The sequence below is a fragment of the Skermanella rosea genome, assembly GCF_016806835.2.
Lineage (GTDB): Bacteria > Pseudomonadota > Alphaproteobacteria > Azospirillales > Azospirillaceae > Skermanella > Skermanella rosea.
The window spans coordinates 4974484-4992932 of the sequence record NZ_CP086111.1; the positions used below are offsets into that span (position 1 = coordinate 4974484).

At 71.1% G+C, this 18449-nt stretch carries 17 protein-coding genes and 1 riboswitch; of the genes, 15 read left to right on the forward strand and 2 right to left on the reverse strand.

The features are described from left to right. The first annotated feature begins 164 nt into the window (after nucleotides 1–164). From JL101_RS23230 to JL101_RS36570, 3 genes are read left to right on the forward strand one after another with little or no spacing between them, the layout of a single operon-like run. Nucleotides 165–1721 carry a toll/interleukin-1 receptor domain-containing protein gene (locus tag JL101_RS23230; RefSeq protein WP_203097918.1) on the forward strand — a complete coding sequence of 519 codons (1557 nt, stop codon included), beginning with the start codon at nucleotides 165–167 and terminating at the stop codon, nucleotides 1719–1721. Between the two features lie 8 nt (nucleotides 1722–1729). Further along, nucleotides 1730–2029 carry a tetratricopeptide repeat protein gene (locus tag JL101_RS36565; protein WP_203097919.1) on the forward strand — a complete coding sequence of 100 codons (300 nt, stop codon included), beginning with the start codon at nucleotides 1730–1732 and terminating at the stop codon, nucleotides 2027–2029. Continuing rightward, the gene (locus JL101_RS36570; RefSeq protein WP_203097920.1) at nucleotides 2030–2377 is read left to right on the forward strand and encodes a tetratricopeptide repeat protein; all 348 of its coding nucleotides are present in this window, start codon (nucleotides 2030–2032) and stop codon (nucleotides 2375–2377) included. Between the two features lie 578 nt (nucleotides 2378–2955). Here JL101_RS36570 and JL101_RS23240 read toward each other — a convergent pair. Continuing rightward, nucleotides 2956–3741: a hypothetical protein gene (locus JL101_RS23240; RefSeq protein WP_203097921.1), complete on the reverse strand. Its 786-nt coding sequence runs from the start codon at nucleotides 3739–3741 to the stop codon at nucleotides 2956–2958. Nucleotides 3742–3912: 171 nt separating this feature from the next. Between JL101_RS23240 and JL101_RS23245 the strand changes: the two genes are divergently transcribed. From JL101_RS23245 to JL101_RS23280, 8 genes are read left to right on the forward strand one after another with little or no spacing between them, the layout of a single operon-like run. Further along, a complete protein-coding gene (locus tag JL101_RS23245; protein WP_203097922.1) occupies nucleotides 3913–5064 on the forward strand; it encodes an ABC transporter permease in 1152 nt (383 codons plus the stop codon). Nucleotides 5065–5088: 24 nt separating this feature from the next. Continuing rightward, nucleotides 5089–6060, forward strand: a complete 972-nt coding sequence (locus JL101_RS23250; protein ID WP_203097923.1) for an ABC transporter permease — start codon at nucleotides 5089–5091, stop codon at nucleotides 6058–6060. Next, nucleotides 6057–6467 (forward strand): cytidine deaminase, encoded by a 411-nt coding sequence (gene cdd / locus JL101_RS23255; protein ID WP_203097924.1) that lies wholly within the window; start codon nucleotides 6057–6059, stop codon nucleotides 6465–6467. Before JL101_RS23250 ends, cdd begins: the two co-directional genes overlap by 4 nt. 17 nt (nucleotides 6468–6484) lie before the next feature. After that, nucleotides 6485–7312 carry a purine-nucleoside phosphorylase gene (locus JL101_RS23260; RefSeq protein WP_203097925.1) on the forward strand — a complete coding sequence of 276 codons (828 nt, stop codon included), beginning with the start codon at nucleotides 6485–6487 and terminating at the stop codon, nucleotides 7310–7312. After that, complete coding sequence (gene deoC, locus JL101_RS23265; RefSeq protein WP_228435098.1) at nucleotides 7309–8073, forward strand: deoxyribose-phosphate aldolase; 765 nt, start codon at nucleotides 7309–7311, stop codon at nucleotides 8071–8073. Before JL101_RS23260 ends, deoC begins: the two co-directional genes overlap by 4 nt. Before the next feature lie 16 nt (nucleotides 8074–8089). After that, entirely contained in the window at nucleotides 8090–9424 is a 1335-nt protein-coding gene (gene deoA / locus JL101_RS23270) for a thymidine phosphorylase (RefSeq protein WP_211111153.1), read from the forward strand. Nucleotides 9425–9427: 3 nt separating this feature from the next. Continuing rightward, nucleotides 9428–10348: a DMT family transporter gene (locus tag JL101_RS23275; protein WP_228435100.1), complete on the forward strand. Its 921-nt coding sequence runs from the start codon at nucleotides 9428–9430 to the stop codon at nucleotides 10346–10348. Next, on the forward strand, nucleotides 10345–11361 hold the full coding sequence (locus tag JL101_RS23280) for an adenosine deaminase (RefSeq protein WP_203097926.1): 1017 nt from the start codon (nucleotides 10345–10347) through the stop codon (nucleotides 11359–11361). The genes JL101_RS23275 and JL101_RS23280 overlap by 4 nt, the downstream gene beginning before the upstream one ends. A gap of 82 nt (nucleotides 11362–11443) precedes the next feature. On the opposite strand, the gene JL101_RS23285 is transcribed toward JL101_RS23280, so the two are convergent. Then, entirely contained in the window at nucleotides 11444–13627 is a 2184-nt protein-coding gene (locus tag JL101_RS23285; RefSeq protein WP_203097927.1) for a methyl-accepting chemotaxis protein, read from the reverse strand. Between the two features lie 155 nt (nucleotides 13628–13782). Beyond that, nucleotides 13783–13883: riboswitch (TPP riboswitch) on the forward strand. A gap of 57 nt (nucleotides 13884–13940) precedes the next feature. On the opposite strand from JL101_RS23285, the gene JL101_RS23290 reads away from it, so the two are divergent. The 4 genes from JL101_RS23290 to JL101_RS23305 are packed head-to-tail and all read left to right on the forward strand — an operon-like array spanning nucleotide 13941 to nucleotide 18439. Next, nucleotides 13941–15068, forward strand: coding sequence for an ABC transporter substrate-binding protein (locus JL101_RS23290; RefSeq protein WP_203097928.1), 1128 nt, complete (start codon nucleotides 13941–13943; stop codon nucleotides 15066–15068). Next, the gene (locus JL101_RS23295; protein ID WP_203097929.1) at nucleotides 15065–15940 is read left to right on the forward strand and encodes a branched-chain amino acid ABC transporter permease; all 876 of its coding nucleotides are present in this window, start codon (nucleotides 15065–15067) and stop codon (nucleotides 15938–15940) included. Before JL101_RS23290 ends, JL101_RS23295 begins: the two co-directional genes overlap by 4 nt. A gap of 49 nt (nucleotides 15941–15989) precedes the next feature. Continuing rightward, a complete protein-coding gene (locus JL101_RS23300; protein WP_203097930.1) occupies nucleotides 15990–17702 on the forward strand; it encodes a branched-chain amino acid ABC transporter ATP-binding protein/permease in 1713 nt (570 codons plus the stop codon). After that, nucleotides 17699–18439: an ABC transporter ATP-binding protein gene (locus JL101_RS23305; protein WP_203097931.1), complete on the forward strand. Its 741-nt coding sequence runs from the start codon at nucleotides 17699–17701 to the stop codon at nucleotides 18437–18439. Before JL101_RS23300 ends, JL101_RS23305 begins: the two co-directional genes overlap by 4 nt. Nucleotides 18440–18449: the final 10 nt, after the last annotated feature.

The following is an 18449-nucleotide window of genomic DNA, read 5'->3' on the forward strand; positions in this document are numbered from 1 at the left end:
AATTCTGATCCGAATTCGCGCGCATGTCAAATTATGCGCAGGTTTCGGAACGGTTTGGCGCAATAATGCTCCCGCTCGGGTTCTGTCGCTGCTATCATGCTCGCATCGGTTGATTGCAAGGCTTGGGCGCCGTCGCGGCCGGGCGGTTCCGGACGGGGCGGGCGATGGAATACGATATCTTCTTCAGCTACGCCCACGCCGACCGCGACGCGGCGCTGCCGGTCATCACGGCGCTGAAGGCCCGGAACCTCCGCGTCTTCCATGACGAGACGGAGATCACGGACGGCGACTCCATCGTGCGGCGGATCGTGGAGGGGCTTGGCCGCGCGCGGATGCTGGTGGCCTGGTACTCGGCCACATACCCGACCCGCCGCGCCTGCCAGTGGGAGCTGACCTCCGCCCTGATCGCCGCCCGGCACGAGTTCCCCGACGGCAGGACGGTCGAGCGCCGCATCCTGGCGCTGAACCCGGAGGCGGGCATCGGGCACCTCCATCCGGCCGACATCCTGGCGAAGAAATACGTCGATGCGCGCGGCATCCCGGCGGAGCAACTGGCCGGCCGGGCCGCCGCCCTGCTGGACGGGCTGGCCGGCAGCTTCGGCGAGATCCGGACGCTCGGCCGCCTGCACTGGTACGGCGGCAACCCGCGCGCCGGGTCCAGCCGGTTCGTCGGCCGCTTTCCCGACATGTGGTGGATCGACGAGAAACTGTCGAAGAACCGGATCGCGCTGATCAACGGCGAGAGCGTCGGGCTGGTCCAGGTGCAGGGCATGGGCGGCATCGGCAAGACCTTGCTGGCAGAGGAATACGCCCGCCGCTTCCGCGCGGCCTATCCCGGCGGCATCTTCTGGCTCAACGCCGCCCGGGGGCAGGACCTGGGCACGCAGCGGCAGGGCTTCGCCGGAAACCTCGGCATCGCGGTCGCCGGCCTGGGGCCGCATGAGGTCGAGGGCGCGCTGAAGGAGAAGTTAGCTGAACTGGACAGCTATCTGTGGATCGTGGACGACCTGCCGCCGGACGCCGGCACGGCCGACCTGAACGCCTGGAGCGCCCCCACCGCCAACGGCGCAACCCTGGTCACCTCCCGCGGCACCGGGCCGGGCGGAGCGGGCTTCGTCCACCGGCTGGGGCTGCTGTCGGACACCGAAGCCCACGAACTTCTGACCACGCGAAGGCTTCCGGTCACCGACGTGGAAAAGGCGGCGGCGCGGGAAATCCTGGCGCTCCTCGGCAACCACGCCCTGGCGGTGGACGTGGCGGGTGCCGCCGTCGCAATGCTGGGCTACCAGGCTTTCCGCGACCGGCTGCGCGATCCCGCCAAGGACGCGACAGAGTTGGCCGCGAAGCTGGCTGCCAAACTGGCCGGCGACCTGCCGACCGGCCATGCGCAGCAGATCGCGGCCACCCTGTTGGACAGCATCGACCGGTTGGACGCTGCGGGCCTGCGTTTCCTGCATCTTGCCGCCCTGCTGGCCCCTGCGCCGATTCCCCTGTCCTTGGCGGCCGGTGTCTTCGCCCGGCTGCCCGACGGCGACGACGGCTTGGCCGAAGCTACCCTCGCCCTCAGTGAAGCCACCCGGGAAGCCCTGGCCGAACACATACCGGGCAATGGGGAGGACGGCGGCGATGCCGCGTCGGTCCACGTGCTGGTCAGCCGCACCCTGCGCTTCCACAAGGGCGAACCGCCGCCCGCGATCCGCGATGCCGCCGTGGCGGGCTAAACGCGTCGATGCGGCAGGCCGACGACATCCGCAACCACGCCGCCCTGCTGCCCCTGGTCCCCCACGCCCGCGCCCTGACCGGGGACCTGCCGGACGCTCCGACAGCCACGCTCCTGCTGTGGCTTGGAGACTACAATCGTGCACGGGGAGCCTACGCCGACGCGGCGGCGGACTTCCGCCGAACAGTCGATGCAAGCAAACGCCTGCTGGGCGCCGAGCATCCCGACACCCTGGCCAGCATGAACAATCTGGCCTCAACGCTCCGGGCACAGGGCGACCGCGGTGGCGCCCAAGCGCTCCAGGAGTAGGTGCTGGCACTCCGCCGCCGGGTGCTGGGCGACGAGCATCCCGACACCCTGACCAGCATGAGCAATCTAGCCCTGACGCTCGGGGCACAGGGCAACCATGGCGGCGCCAGGGCGCTCGAAGAGCAAGTGCTGGCGCTCCGCCGCGGAGTGCTGGGCGACGAGCATCCCGACACCCTGACCAGCATGAACAATCTCGCCGGAACGCTCCTGCATCTCGGTGATGCTCAGGGAGCGCGAGCGCTGGTGGCCGATGCGTTGCCCGTCGCATTACGGAAGTACGGGCGCGCGCCCGAGTTTTCGCGAGCCTTAGTCGCCTGGGCTAAGTATCTCGGCGTGCCCGAGCCGTAATGCACCGCCCTACGGTGATCTTCGGATGGGAGCCGGAGCGTCGGTGTCGGCTGCCGCTTCGCTATAGCCGACCTACGAGGTGCCATGCCTCTACTCGGCCGGTCCGTACCTGTTGAGCGCCGATCGCCCGACGGCCCGGTTCGCACCGCCCTGCCGGGGGCACGCCCCAGGAAAGCATTCCTTCACCAGTTCTTGCTATGATTTGGGGGCGCCTCGCGCCGGATCTTTGCATCGTGAATATGAACCCCAACGCGGGCGGGACCGCGCCGGAGGCGCCCAAGGCTGGCCCGGCGAACCGGAAGCACGTGCCCCGCCGCGTCGTTTGTTGACATTCGCGTACATTCCCCAGGGGGAGGGGGTGAGCCGCCGTCGCGTTTTTCCCGCGCTCCGCCCCCATGGATGCTGACGAATGCTGACATCCACCCCAGGCAAATCCCGTCCGCCCGTCCCCGCCGCGCCAGTTTGGCGACCAGCACCTATACGACCGAGGCAGTGGGTTCACTCCAAACCGGAAACCCGCGCCCCGTAGCGTCCTTTGATGACATTCGCGTACATTCCCCGGGGGGGATGCGCGCGTCCTACCCCTCGCTCAGCCACCGCTCCGCCGCGCGGGCGATGCGGTCGGGGTAGTCGGGGAGGTCGGGGCCGATCAGGGGGAGGTCCAGGTCGGCGACGATGCGGGCGACCGTGGCGGTGTCGAGGGGCAGGCCGGCGGTGCGGGCGCGGCGGGCGATGACCATTTCCTGGCCCCAGAAATAGACCTTCGTGGCGCCGGTGTTGGCGCGCATGCGGCGGACCTGCTCCACCCGGTCGTCGCCGTTGAGCGGCAGCCAGATGTCGGCCAGCAGGGTGTCGGCCGGCGCTTCGGGCGTCCAGGACAGGGCGTCGGCGTTGACGACGGCGACCTTGGCGGCGGCGTCGGGCGGGAGCTGGGCGAAGACGCCGACCGCCTCGATCATGGCGATGACCTCCGGGTCGAACTCGACCACGGTCACCGCCGCGACCTCCGGGCGGAGGGCCGAGTTGGCGGCGGCCCAGCCCATGCCGAGGCCCATCACCACCGTATGGCCGAAGGCGGCGCGGCAGCCCAGTTCCTGGCTCTCGATCTCCATGGGGGTCATCGACATCCAGGTGCGCAGGCCCGCGGTCTCGCCGGTGCCCTCGGTGCGGGTCAGCACCGCCATGTCGGTCACGACCTGCACGCCGCTCCAATAGCCGGGGCACAGGCTGAGCGGCGCCACGTCGAGGCGCCAGCGCTCGCCCCGGGCGGGGCAGTAGGCCGGGCGGAACAGGTCCGGGGCGTAGAGCGGCGCGCCGCCCGGGCGGATCAGCCCTTCCGGAATTCCCTGCGTGTCGGCTGGCATGCCTTTCCCTTTCCCACGATGGCCGCAGGGTTCAACTATACATAGGGACTACCCATCAAAGATATGACCGTTTCGCGACCGTCTCCTTTCCGCCGCCCCAACCCGCTTGCCTCGCCCGGTCTAACCGGGCAAGTTCCAGGTCAACGGGAACGATCGGGGCAGGCGCTCGGCATGGCATCCGGAACGACGGCGACGGGCATCGGCAAGGGATTCGGGCAGCCCGGGGAGGTGCCGGGCTGGGTCAACAACGCCCTGCTGCCGGTGCTCAACCTCGTGGCGGCGCTGGTGGTCTCCAGCCTCGTGATCCTGGCGATCGGCGAGAACCCGCTGGCCGCGATGGAAGTGCTGCTCTACGGCTCCTTCGGCTATCCGGAGGCGATCGGCTTCACGCTGTACTACGCCACCAACTTCATCTTCACCGGGCTGGCGGTGTCGGTTGCCTTCCATTGCGGGCTGTTCAACATCGGCGGCGAGGGACAGGCCTATATCGGCGGGCTGGCGATCGGGCTGGTCGGGCTGGCGTTCGGCGGGATGCCGTGGCCGGTGGTGGCGGCCGTGGCGATCGTGGCGGGTGCCCTCGGCGGTGCCGCCTGGGCCTACATACCGGCCTATCTCCAGGCGAAGCGCGGCAGCCACATCGTCATCACGACGATCATGTTCAACTTCATCGCCGCGTCGATCATGACCTACCTGCTGGTGGACGTGCTGATCGCCCCCGGCCAGCAGTCGCCGGAAAGCCGGCAGTTCGACCAGTCCACCTGGCTGCCCTTCATGCACGAGGCGCTGGGCCGGGTCGGCATCGAGATCCCCAACTCGCCGCTGAACCTGTCCTTCGTCTGGGCGCTGGCCTGCTGCGCGCTGGTCTGGGTGTTCGTCTGGCACACCCGCTGGGGCTACGAGATCCGCACCGTCGGCCAGAACGAGCGGGCGGCGGTCTATGCCGGCATCTCGCCGTCGCGCAACATCATCCTGGCCATGGCGATCTCCGGCGCGCTGGCCGCCTTCGTCGGGCTGAACGAGGTGCTGGGCGTCCATCACCGGCTGATCCTGGGCTTCACCGGCGGGGTCGGGTTCGTCGGCATCGCGGTGGCGCTGATGGGGCGCAACCACCCCGTCGGGATTGTGCTGGCGGCGCTGCTGTTCGGCGCGCTGTACCAGGGCGGGTCGGAACTGGCGTTCGAGTTCCCCACCATCAACCGGGAGATGGTGGTGGTGATCCAGGGGCTGGTGATCCTGTTCGCCGGCGCACTGGAGAACCTGTTCAAGGCCCGGATCGAGGCGCTGTTCCGGCGCACCGTGCGCCGGCCGGCGGCGGCGGGCTGAGGCAGAGGGAGGCAAGGCCAAGCGATGGATTACCTCACCCTCCTCTCGGTCCTGGACGGCACGGTGCGGACCGCGGCGCCGCTGGTGCTGGCCGCCCTGGCGGGGCTGTTCGCCGAACGCTCCGGCGTGGTCGATATCGGGCTGGAAGGCAAGATGCTGGCCGGGGCCTTCGCGGCCGCCGCCGCAGCCTCCGTCACCGGGAGCCCGTGGCTGGGGCTGCTTGCCGCGGTCGGCGCCGGCATCCTGCTGTCGATGGTCCACGCCTATGCCACGGTCACCCACCACGGCAACCAGGTGGTCAGCGGCATGGCGATCAATATCCTGGTCGCCGGGCTGACCCCCACCCTCGCCTTCGCCTGGTTCCAGCAGGGCGGCCAGACGCCGATCCTCCAGTCGGGGGAACGGTTCGAGTCCATCGCCCTGCCTCTGGCCGACACGCTGGGCGGCGCCGTCCCGGTGCTGGGTCCCCTCTACCGCGAGGTGATCAGCGGGCATAACATCCTGGTCTATGCGGCGGCGCTGGCGGTGCCGGCCGCGGCCTGGGTGGTCTACCGCTCCCGCTTCGGCTTGCGCTTGAGGGCGGTCGGCGAGAATCCCAGCGCGGTGGACACCGCCGGGATCTCGGTGGCCGGGCTCCGCTACCAGGCGCTGGTGATCTGCGGCGCGCTGACCGGGGCGGCGGGCGCCTATCTCTCGACCGCGCAGGGGGCGGGGTTCGTGCGCGACATGACCGCGGGGATGGGCTATCTGGCGCTGGCGGCGCTGATCTTCGGCAAGTGGCGTCCGGCGCCGACGCTGTTCGCCTGCCTGCTGTTCGCGCTGGCCGACGCGGTGCAGATCCGGCTCCAGGGCGTCGCCATCCCTGGAATCGGGATCATCCCGGTACAGTTCATCCAGATGCTGCCCTATGTGCTGACCGTGCTGCTGCTGGCGGGATTCGTCGGCAAGGCGGTGGCGCCGAAGGCCAGCGGCATACCCTATGTGAAGGAACGATGAGCAGTCTCGACACCATGATCCCGCTGGCGCGCGAGGCGATGCGGCGGGCCTATGCGCCCTATTCCAAGTTCCCGGTCGGCGCCTGCCTGCGCACCGGCGGCGGCCGGTTCTACGCCGCCGCCAACGTGGAGAACGCCGCCTATCCCCAGGGCCAGTGCGCCGAGGCCAGCGCCATCGGCATGATGGTCGCGGGCGGCGACCGGCGGATCGTCGAGGTCGTGGTGATGGGCGGCACGCCCGGCGACGGCATGCTCTGCACCCCCTGCGGCGGCTGCCGGCAGCGGCTGCGGGAATTCTGCGCGCCGGACGTGCAGATCCATGTCTGCGGGCCGGAAGGGCTGCGCCGGACGGTGACGCTGGAGGAACTGCTGCCGCTGTCCTTCGGCCCCGAGAACCTGAGCTTCTGATGGATAGGGAGAGAGACATGGACGGGTCGGCCACTCCCCACGATGCCGCTGCCGTCATCGCGGAGCGGGCGCCGGGGTTCACGCCCCGGGTCGGCATCGTGCTCGGCTCCGGCCTGGGCGGGCTGGCGGACCGGATCGGGGACGCCGTCGCGATCTCCTACGCCGACCTGCCCGGCTTCCCGCGTCCCGGCGTCCACGGCCATGCCGGGCGGCTGGTGCTGGGCACCCTGGGCGGGCAGAAGGTGGCCTGCATGCAGGGGCGGGTCCACCTGTACGAGGGCGCGGGTCCTGCGGCGATCCGGCTGCCGATCCGGGCGCTGAAGCTGGCCGGCTGCGAGACGCTGTTCCTGACCTGCGCCGCCGGGTCGCTCCGGACGGAGGTCGGCCCCGGCCGGTTGATGGCGATCACCGACCATATCAACATGCAGGGCACCAACCCGCTGGTCGGCCCCAACGACGACGCCTTCGGCCCCCGGTTCCCCGGGCTGAAGGACGCCTGGGACCCCGATCTGACCGGGCACCTGGCCGCGACGGCGGAGGGGCTGGGGATCGACCTTGCCCAAGGGGTCTACGCCGCTTGGCTCGGCCCCTGCTTCGAGACTCCGGCGGAGGTCCGGATGCTGAAGGCACTGGGCGCCGACGCGGTCGGCATGTCCACCGTGCCGGAATGCATCGTCGCCCGCCACTGCGGGTTGACGGTCGTGGGCTGCGCGGTCATCACCAACCTGGGCGTGGGCCTGGGCGACGGCGAGGTCAGCCACGACCAGACCCTGCGCTCGGCGGCGTCGGCGGCGGCGGACCTGGAGCGGCTGGTGGTTGGATTCCTGGAAGGATTGGACCGGTGACGACATTGGATGCGGCGGCACGGGCACTGCCCCTGCTGGACCTGACCAGCCTGAACGACGACGACACCGACGAGCGGATCGCGGCACTGTGCGGTCGGGCGGTGACCCCGGCGGGCAGCGTCGCCGCCGTCTGCATCTATCCGCGGTTCATTCCGGTCGCGAAACGGCTTCTGGAGAACAAGGGCGTCGCTATCGCCACCGTGGCCAATTTCCCCGGCGGCGGCGCCCCCGCCGCCGAGGTCGCCGCGGATACCCGCGCCGCGATCGCGGCCGGGGCGGACGAGATCGACGTGGTGCTGCCCTGGCGCGCCTTCATGGCGGGGGAGCGGACGGTTCCCCATGACGTGCTGCGCGCCTGCCGGGACGCCTGCGGCGACGGGATCCTCATGAAGGTGATCCTGGAGACCGGCGGCCTGGCTGACGCCGGCCTGATCGAGCAGGCCGGGCGCGACGCGGTGGCGGCCGGGGCCGATTTCCTGAAGACCTCCACCGGCAAGCTCCAGCCGGCGGCGACCCTGGAGGCGGCGGCGATCCTGCTGGATGTTATCCGCGACTGCGGGCGCCCGGTAGGCTTCAAGGCGGCGGGCGGCATCCGGGACACGGCCGGGGCCGCCGCATACCTGCATCTGGCGGATACCGTCATGGGGCCGGGCTGGGCCACGCCGGCCACTTTCCGCTTCGGCGCCAGCGGGCTGCTGGACGCGCTGCTGGCCGACCTGGGCCATGGCAGGACCGGGCAGAAGCCTTCCAGCGGTTATTAGGGATACGGAACGATCCATGCTTCCCCCCATCCTTCCACAAGAAATCATCCGCAAGAAGCGGGACGGCGGCACCCTTTCCGATGCCGAGATCAAGGGCTTCATCGAGGGCGTCACCGCCGGGTCGGTGACCGAGGGGCAGATCGCGGCCTTCTGCATGGCCGTATTCTTCCGCAAGATGGGCCTGGAGGAGCGGGTTGCCCTGACCCGCGCCATGACCCGTTCCGGCACCGTACTGGACTGGAAGCCGCTGGGCCTGCCCGGCCCGGTCCTGGACAAGCACTCGACCGGCGGGGTCGGCGACAAGGTCAGCCTGATCCTGGCCCCCGTGGTCGCCGCCTGCGGCGGGTTCGTGCCGATGATCTCGGGCCGCGGGCTCGGCCATACCGGGGGCACGCTGGACAAGCTGGACAGCATCCCCGGCTACGTCTCCCTGCCCGACCGGCCGACGCTGGAGCGGGTGGTCCGCGACGTGGGCTGCGCCATCATCGGGGCGACCGACGCCTTCGCCCCGGCGGACAAGCGCGTCTATGCCGTCCGCGACATCACCGCGACGGTCGAGTCGCTGGACCTGATCACCGCCTCGATCCTGTCGAAGAAGCTGGCGGCGGGGCTGGACGCGCTGGTGATGGACGTGAAGTTCGGCTCCGGCGCCTTCATGAGGGAATTCGACGACGCGCTGGCCCTGGCCGACAGCATCGCCACGGTCGCCACCGGCGCCGGCATGCCGACGGTGGCGCTGCTGACCGACATGAACCAGGTGCTGGGCCGCACCGCCGGCAACGCGCTGGAAGTTCGGGAGTCGATCGACCTGCTGACGGGGGCCGGCCATGACGGGCGCCTGTACGAGGTGACCGCCGGCCTCTCCGCCGAGCTGCTGGTGCTGGGCGGCCTGGCGCGCGACGCGGACGCCGCCCGCGTGATGGTGGACGAGGCGATCTCCACCGGCAGGGCGGCGGAGCGGTTCGCCGCCATGGTGGCGGCCCTGGGCGGCCCGGCCGATTTGCTGGAGAACCCCGACACCCATCTGGCGGAAGCGCCGTTCCTGCGGGAGGTTCGCATCCGCGACGAAGGTTTCGTCACCGCCGTGGACACGCGCGCGCTGGGCGTCGCGGTGGTGGCGCTGGGCGGCGGCCGGACCCGCGTCCAGGACCCGATCGACCCGGCTGTGGGGCTGTCCGACGTCGCGGGCCTGGGCACGCCGACCGGCCCGCACGCCGCGCCGCTGGCGATCGTCCACGCCCGGACCGAGGAAGCCGCCGAAGCCGCGGCCGAGGCGGTCCGCGCCGCCTTCACCGTGGGACGCTCCGCCCCGGCGCCGGTGCCGCCGATCGCCCGACGGCTGGCGCGATAGCAAGTGCGACAGGAAACCGGAAGTTCCCGGGCCGAGACCCTCCGCGGCATCGGCCTGCTGACCCTGGCCCTGGTGGCCTTCGCCGTGATGGACGTGCTGATCAAGTGGCTGTCGGCCAGCTACGGCACGTTCCAGATCGTGTTCTTCCGCTCGGTGTTCGGCCTGCTGCCGCTCTGCGTGCTGGTGGCGACCTCGGGCGGCATCCGGCTGCTGCGGACGTCCCGGCCGGGCGGGCACGTGCTGCGGTCGCTGGTCGGCGCCAGCGCGCTGGTCTGCTTCTTCTACGCCTTCAAGCACATGCCGCTGGCCGACGTCTACGCGATCCATTTCGCGGGACCGCTGTTCCTGACGGCGCTGTCCGGCCCGATGCTGGGCGAACATGTCGGCTGGCGCCGCTGGAGCGCCGTCGGGGTCGGCTTCCTCGGCGTCGTCGTGATGCTCCAGCCCGGCAGCGGCATGTTCACCCCGGTGGCGCTGGTGCCGCTGCTGGGGGCCGTGTTCTACGCCTTCGCCATGATCTTCGTGCGGAAGCTGAGCCGGACCGAGACCAACGCGGCGATCGTCTGCTACTTCACGCTGACCGGCGTCGCGGTCGGCGCGATCGGCATGGCCGCGGACTGGCGGACGCCCGACCTGCCCGGGTTCGGCCTGCTGGCGGCCGTCGGCATCCTGGGCGGCGTCGCGCAGATCATGATGACCCAGGCCTTCCGCTCGGCCCCCGCCGCCGTGCTGGCGCCGTTCGAGTATACGGCGATGATCTGGGCGGTCCTGTTCGGCTACCTGGTGTTCGCCGACGTGCCGACCTCGGCGGTGATCACCGGCGCCCTGATCGTCTCGGCCAGCGGGCTCTATATCCTTCACCGGGAGACCCGCCGGCAGCCCCGGCCGGTCATCGAAACCACCGAGAAAGCCGTGGTGCCATGACCATGCCGGGTATTCCGAAGGCCGAGCTTCACGTCCACCTGGAAGGGACCGCCACGCCCGACCTGGTCCGGGCGCTGGCGGAGCGCAACGGCATGGCCCTGCCCCCCGGCCTCTTCACGGAGGCGGGCCACTTCGCCTGGACCGACTTCCTGCATTTCCTGAAGGTCTACGACGACGCCGCGTCCGCGATCCGCACCGCGCGGGACTACCGCGACGTCACATACGACTACCTGCGCCGCTGCGCCGCCGAGGGCGCCGTCTATGTGGAGGTGATGTCGTCGCCCGACCACGCGAGGATGGCCGGCCTGTCGTTCCAGGACCACCTGGACGGCATCGTCCAGGGGTTCGAGGACGCCCGCGCCGAGTTCGGCATCGAGGCCCGGCTGATCGTCACCTGCGTCCGCCATTTCGGCGTCGAGCGGGGCCTGGAGGTCGCCAGGGCCTGCGTCCGGCACCGGCACCGGCTGCTGACCGGGTTCGGAATGGGCGGCGACGAGAACCACCTGTCCGCGGCCGACTTCGCCCCGGTCTTCGCCATCGCCCGGAACGACGCCGGCCTGGGCTGCACCGTCCATGCCGGCGAGTCCGCCGGGCCGGAGAGCGTGCGCGACGCCCTGGACCACCTGCCGGTCAGCCGGATCGGCCACGGTGTCCGCGCGATCGAGGACGCCGACCTGATCCGCCGGATCACCGGCGAGGGCATCGTGCTGGAGGTCTGCCCGACCAGCAACATCCGCACCGCGGTATACGGCTCCTACGCCGACCACCCGCTGGACCGCCTGCGCGCGGCCGGCTGCGCCGTCACGCTGAACAGCGACGACCCGCCCTATTTCGCGACCACCCTGGGCCGGGAATACGAGGTCGCGGCGGAGGCGTTCGGCTGGGGTGAGGAGTACCTGCGCAATGCGACGGTGACGGCGCTGGAAGCGGCCTTCCTGGACGACGAAACGCGCGGCCGGCTGCTCGAGACCGGCCTGCGCCGGGAAACCGGGGTCAGACCACCATTTCCCTGAATGGTCGTTGTTAACCTACGCCGTTGGGAAATGATGGTCTGACCCCGGTTTCCCTCGTCGGCATCAACCCCGCTGTGCGGTGTCACGTCGGCCGGCAACCCAGGCGGAGGGCGCCCCAATGGCGGCCGTGGACCAGGATCGGGGCGCTGACGTCCTTCAGAAGCAGGAACCTGCCGCCGCCCATGTCGCGGCGATAGGTCTGGACCAGGGCTGGCGCCCGGCTGCGCGCGGCGGCGATGCCGGTGAAATCGTCGAACAGGCGCCGGTTGCGGCAGTTGGCGGTGTTCCAGGCCGGCTCGCCCGGCCGCTGGGGCTGCGAATATTTCAGGTTGTGGGTCGGCAGATAGCCGTTGCGGTCCACCACGACGCAGAAATCGATCCGGGTCTCCTTCTGGAGCACCGATTCCTGGATCGGCGGCAGCAGGCGGTCGCACAGCTCCGTGTAGGCGGTCAGGTACTGCTGGGGATCGGTCCCGGGGATCGGCTGGTAGGCGGTGGAGAACATCGCCGCGGCACTGATGCCGCCCTCGTCGATGGTGTCGTCGAACAGGCCGGAGATCTGGCGCGCCGCCGCCTGCACGGTCTCGATCAGCGCCTCGTCGCCCCGGTGCCAGCGGTCCAGCGCCTCGGTCAGCGCGGCCTGGACGGCAGGGCCGAGGTCCTCGAAATGGACATGGAGCACTTCCCCTTCCACGGTGGAGACCCGGGCCGTGACCTCGCCGATGCCCGGCAGGTCGAAGGAAACGGGGGCGTTCTGCCCGGCGGTCCCGGCGGCCAGACGGACCTGGGCGCCGCCGCTGGAGATGTTCTCGACGCAGGCCGGCACCGCGCGCCCGTCCACCCTGCATTCGGTCTTGATGTCCACGGTGACGCGCATCGCCCGCCGGCGCTCGGCGAAGCGGGAGTTGCGCAGGCTGGAGATCACCCGCTTCTCGATGTTGACGACCTGCTCGACCAGTTCAGTCGTGTTGTTGCGCAGCTGGGTCGATACCGTGGTGGTCAGTCCCGCCTGGGTGGCGACGCTGCCGATCCGCTCGTGCACCCGGCGCACGCTGTCGGCCGTCTGGGTCACGGTCTGGGCGATGTCCTGGGTGACAGCGTCCTGCTCGACCACGGCGGAGGCGATCGCGGTGATGGTGTCGTTGACCAGCTCGACCCGGCCGGCCACGTCGGCGATCGCGCTGACCGTGTCGCCGATCGCCTTCTGCATCGACTGGATCTCGGACCGGATATTGCCCGTGGCGTCATTGGTCTGGTCGGCCAGCAGCTTGACCTCGTTCGCGACGACCGAGAAGCCGCGCCCGGCCTCGCCGGCGCGCGCCGCCTCAATGCTGGCGTTCAGCGCGAGCAGGCGCGTCTCCTTGGCGATCTTCTCGATCAGCGAGGCGATCGAGCCGATCCTGTCGGACACGTCGGTCAGGTTGTTGGCGATGTCGCGGGCCGCCTGGGACCGGACGGTGGCGTCCTGGGCGGCCCCGGTCGAGCGGTCCACCTGCCGCGAGATCTCGGCGATGGAGGCCGAAAGCTCCTGGGTGGCGGCGGCGATGGTCTGGGCGTTGACGTCGGCCTCGTGGGACGCCTCGGCGACGTGGCCGCCGTCCTCGCTGACCATGCGGGCGGCGCCCAACACCTCGGTCGAGGCCCTTTCCATCGCCTCGGCCTTGCGGCGGACCAGCTGGACCGCGTCGTCCAGCTCCTGCTCGAAGGTGTCGGCGAGGTCGAGCAGCTCGTCCGTCACGTGCTGCTCGGTCGTCGTGTGGGTATAGACGGAAAGCGCCAGCTCCGCCTCCATCAGGAGGGTGCGGATCAGCGTCGCCGCCTGGTCGGCCGCGGCGTGCCGGCTCCAGCGGTTGCGCTCGATCACCGAGCGGACCAGCCGCTCCAGGATGAAGGAATAGGCCGACAGATAGAAACGCGGCTTCAGCCCGACCCGGTGGTGGGCCGACCCGATCCGCTGCACCCGCTCCACGTACCCGGCGTCGATGCCGTCGACGAACAGCTTGTGCCAATGGTCCTGCTGAGCGCAGATCAGGCGGGTGACCATGCCCTCCGCCGCGATCAGCTCCGCCGTCTCGGGAAAGCGCTTCAGGAAGCCGTAGAAATCGGTGAGGATGCCGTCCAGGTCGGCGTTGACATGGGGGCCGAGCTGCCGGAGCGAGCGCTGCGTGGCACCGTCGATCCGCCAGAGCGCCAGCTCGACCGACGTGCCATGGGACGGGGCCGCGTCGGGCTGAGCCCGCGCGTCGGACAGCTCGCGAGTGTTCATTGGTCATCCCCCCAGTTGCAATCGCGGACAATCGGGCGCCAGGGTTGCAGCGGCAATGATCTACGTCAAAAGTATTAGATTAAACGGCCGGGCGCTCTCCTTCGGATAGGGCTGGCCGAGCCTTGACGGGGCCAAGCCGGACTGTCACTGTCGCGTCACGAAGGCTGGGGTGCCGGGCCGATCCGCCCGTGCTGAGATCATACCCATAGAACCTGATCTGGATCATGCCAGCGAAGGGAGCCCGTGGGACCGACCAAGAGCAAATCGCGGCACTCACAGGTTTCCGCTTCGCAAGGAGGAAGGGGAACCGACGATGTCCGCCCGGAAGTCCACACTGTTCGCCGCCGCGTTCGCCGCCGCCCTGTCGTCCGCCGCCGGCTCCGCCGCCGCGGCCGACCTGGACATCCCGGTGCTGGTGCCGGTCACCGGCTTCCTGGCGCTGGAAGGCACCAGCCAGCGGAACGGCGCCGTCCTGGCGATCCGGGAAGCTCCCGAAGGGGTTACGGTGCGGTCGGAAGTGATCGATACCGGCACCTCCCCCGAAGGCGCGGTAACCGCGCTGGAACGGGCGTCCGGGCGCGGGACCCCGACGGCGGTCGCCGCTAGCATGCTGGGCACCCAGATGCTCGCCATGCTGCCGCTGGCCGACGAGTACGGCATCCCCCTGGTCACGGTCTCCGGCACGGCGTCGATCACCGAGCGCGGCAATCCCTGGGTCTTCCGCTTCTTCCCCGGCGACGGGGTCACCAAGACCGCCCATGCCCGCTACGTGGCGGAGGAACTGGGCAAGCGCAGGCCGGCCGTGATCTACCAGACCACCGCCTATGGCCAGAGCGGCCAGGCGCACCTGCGCGACGCCTTCGGCAAGCTGGGCGTCGAGCCGGTGTTCGAGGAGGGCGTCGATCCCGGCATCCGCGACATGCTGCCGGTGCTGACCAAGGCCATGGCGGCCAACCCCGACGTGCTGGTCCTGCACCTGCATTCCGGCCCGACGGCGCTGTTCGTGCGGCAGGCGACGGCCATGAACCCCGGCGTGCCGATCGTCGCCGGCTCGGCCATGCACCAGCCGTCCACCGCGGCGTTGCTGGAGCCGGCCGAACTGAGGGGCGTCTGCGCCGAGACCTCGGCCTCGCCGGTGTCGGGCGGCTCGCCGGAGATGGAGCGCTTCACCGCCGAGTACCGCACGGCCTTCGGCACCGAGCCCGACGCCTTCGCGCTCGGCCAGTACGACGGCATCCGCATGGTGTTGGACGCGGCGGCCAAGGGGGCGGACACGCCGGAGGCCGTGCGCGACGCGCTGGCCAAGGGGACGTACCGCGGGCTCGCCATGACCTACCACTCCGACGGCCGGGGCAACATGGCCCATTCCGCGGTCATCGTCTGCTACGACGGATCGTCGCGCGTTCCGGCGGTGGTCAAGCGCTACGACGTGGCGCCGTGACGGGTGTCGCGCAGCTTCTGGTCAACGGGGTGGCACTGGGCGCCGCCTATGCGCTGGTCGCCCTGGGCTTCGTACTGGTGCTGAACGCGACCTCGGCCGTCAACTTCGCCCAGGGCGACCTGGTCATGGCCGGCGGATTCCTGGCGGTGGCCCTGGCGGGGCTGATCCCCCTGCCCGGCATCCTGCTGCTGCCGCTGGTGGCGGCGCTGATGGCGGCGCTGGGGCTGCTGGTGTCGCTGCTGGCCTACCTGCCGCTTCGGCATCGCCCGCCGGTCAGCGTCTTCATCAGCACCATCGCGGTCGGCATCATCCTGCAGAACGGCGCCACCCTGCTGTTCGGGCCGGAGCCGAAGGCGGCGCCGCCGCTGTTCGGGGGCGGAACGCTGGAGATCGCCGGCCTGCTCGTGCCTAAGCAGTCGCTCGCGGTCGTGGCGGTGGCCGGGCTGCTGATCCTGGGGCAGCACTGGCTGTTCGCCCGCACCCAGCTGGGCCGGCGCCTGCGGGCGACCGCCCAGGACCCGGAGATGGCGCGGGCCTGCGGCATCCCCGTGACGGCCATGGTCGCCGCCACCTTCGCGCTGGGCGCCGCGCTGGCGGGCGCCGCCGGGCTGCTGCTGTCCAACCAGTTCTTCGTGACGCCGACCTCGGGCAGCGGGCTGATCCTGAAGGCCTACATCGCCGTGACCATCGGCGGCTGGGGGTCGGTCCCGGGCGCCGTCGCCGGCGCGCTGCTGATCGCCGCGTTCGAGGTGCTGGTGTCCGCCACCCTGTCCTACTCGGCGGCGACGGCGGCGCTGTACCTGGCGCTGCTGGCGATCCTGGCGGTGCGCCCCCAGGGCCTGTTCGGCGAGGCGGCCCGCAGCCGTGCCTGAAAACCGGCTCACGAGGATTCCCGGAAGAGGCATTCCGGTTCGGGGGGCCATGCCGCTGCTGGCGGCGGCCGGCGCGGCGCTCGCGGCCTACGCGCTGCTGTTCGCCGACCCCTACGGGCTGCGGGTGCTGACCGTGGCCGGGGTCTATGCGCTGGCCGTGATCGGCTACCAGATGATCTTCGGCAATGCCGGCGCCCTGTCGCTGGCGCAGGGCACCTTCTATGGACTCGGGGCCTATGCCACCGGCATCCTGGGCGGCCGGTACGGCCTCGGCTTCGAGGCGACCTTTCCGCTCTCGGTCCTGGCGCCGACCCTGCTGGCCCTCGCCGTGGCGGCGCCGGTGCTCCGGCTGGAGAGCCATTACTTCGCCCTGGCGACGCTGGGCATCGGGCAGGTGGTGCTGCTCGCCGCGGTGGAATGGCAGGACCTGACCGGCGGCTCCAACGGGATCGCCGGCGTGCCGGGGATAGAGCTGTTCGGCTGGCGCCCCGGGCGCGGCCTGCCCCTGGCGCTGTTCGTCTGGGCGCTGGCGGCGCTGGGCGCCCTGGCGGCGTGGCGGATCGGGCGGGGCCTGCGCGGGCTGGCCTTCCCCCTGATGCGCGACACGCCGGCGGCGGCCCGCACGCTGGGCATCGACATCGACCGGCTACGGCTGGAATGCTTCGTCCTCGGCGCCGCCTATGCCGGCGCGGCGGGAGCGCTCGCCGCCCATATCCAGCGGGTGGTGTCGCCCGAGGTGCTGGAGTTCCCGGTCATGGTCACGATCCTGACCATGGCGGTGATCGGCGGTCTGGGCAGCGTCGCGGGGGCGCTGGCCGGCGCCGTCCTGCTGACCCAGCTGCCGGAATGGTTCCGCGGGCTGGAGGGCGGGTACCTGCTGCTGTACGGCGTGGCCTTGCTGGCGACGGTGGTGGCGGCGCCCTGGGGGCTGGTCGGCCTGGCGGAGCGGCTGCGCGCGCGCTGGCTGCCGGAGCCGCCCCGCCCGCCGCCGGCCCCGCTGGCGCCGGAGCCTCGGCCGGCGGCCCCGTTACGCGGCCCGGTGCTGTATGTCGAGGGTTTCTCCAAGTCCTTCGGAGGCGTCCGGGCGGTCGACGGCGTCGGCTTGGCGATCGATCCCGGCGAGATCCTGGGGGTGATCGGCCCCAACGGCTCGGGCAAGACGACGCTGATCAACCTGGTGACCGGCCTGGAGAAGTCGGACGGCGGCAGGCTGTACGTGAGGGGCGTGGATCTGACCGGACGGGCGCCGCACGGGATCGCGCGGGCCGGGGTCGCCCGGACCTTCCAGACCGCCAGCCTGCCGCCCGGGACGGACGCGCTTGGAGCGGTGGTGGCGGCGCGGATCACCCTCGACCGGGATGTCCGGACGGCGGAAGCCCACGCGATGCATTTCCTGGAACGGGCCGGCGCCGCCGACCTCGCCCGCGAGCCTTGCGCGACCCTGCCGCCGGGGCTTCGGCGGCGGGTGGAACTGGCCCGCGCCATGGCCCGGCAGCCGGCAGTCCTGCTGCTTGACGAGCCGGCCGCCGGCCTGACCGAGGCCGAGCAAGTCGAATTGGCCAGGATTCTCCGCGCCGCGGCCGACGACGGCGCCGCCGTGCTGATCGTGGAGCACAACATGCCCTTCCTGCTGCCGCTGGCGGACCGGATCACCTGCCTGGACGAGGGCGGCGTCATCGCCGAGGGGACGCCCGACGCGATCCGGCGCGACCCCCGCGTGCGCGCGGCCTACCTGGGGTCGCCCGGGCCGGAGGCATCATGACGCCCCGGCCGCTGCTGGCACTCGACGCCCTGTCCGTGTCCTACGGCGGCGCCCCGGTGGTCGACGGCGTCTCGCTGGAGGTGAGGCCCGGCGAGGTGGTGGCCCTGTTAGGGGCCAACGGCGCCGGCAAGTCCAGCCTGCTGAAGGCGGTGATCGGCTTGTTGCAGGCGGCGGCGGGCCGGGTCCTGCTGGACGGGTCGGACATCACCCGGCTGGCTCCCGAGCGGCGCGCCCGCCTGGGCATCGGCTACGTGCCGGAAGGCCGCAGGGTCTTTCCCGGCATGAGCGTGCGCGACAACCTGGAGGTGGCGAGCTTCGCGCCGGCCGCGGGGCGGACGCTGCTGCTGGACCGCGTCTTCGCCCTGTTCCCCCAGCTCCGGGCCAAGTCGGGCGAGCGGGCCTGGCGGCTGTCCGGCGGGCAGCAGCAGATGCTGGCGATCGGCCGCGCGCTGATGGGCGAGCCGCGCCTGCTCCTGCTGGATGAGCCGTCCCTCGGGCTGTCGCCGCTGCTGACGGCTCAGCTGATGGCGACGGTGCGCGAGATCGCCGCAGGAGGCACGGCGGTGCTGCTGGCGGAGCAGGCGACAGCCCGCGCGCTGGAGGCGGCCGACCTCGGCGCCTGGCTCCGGCTGGGCAGGCTGACGGAAACCGGGAGCGCCGCGGACCTGCGGCGGCGGCTGGAGGCCGATCCGGACTTTATGGGCAATCCCCTTGCGACGGGCCGGCCGGCCCTATAGCCTGCCGCCA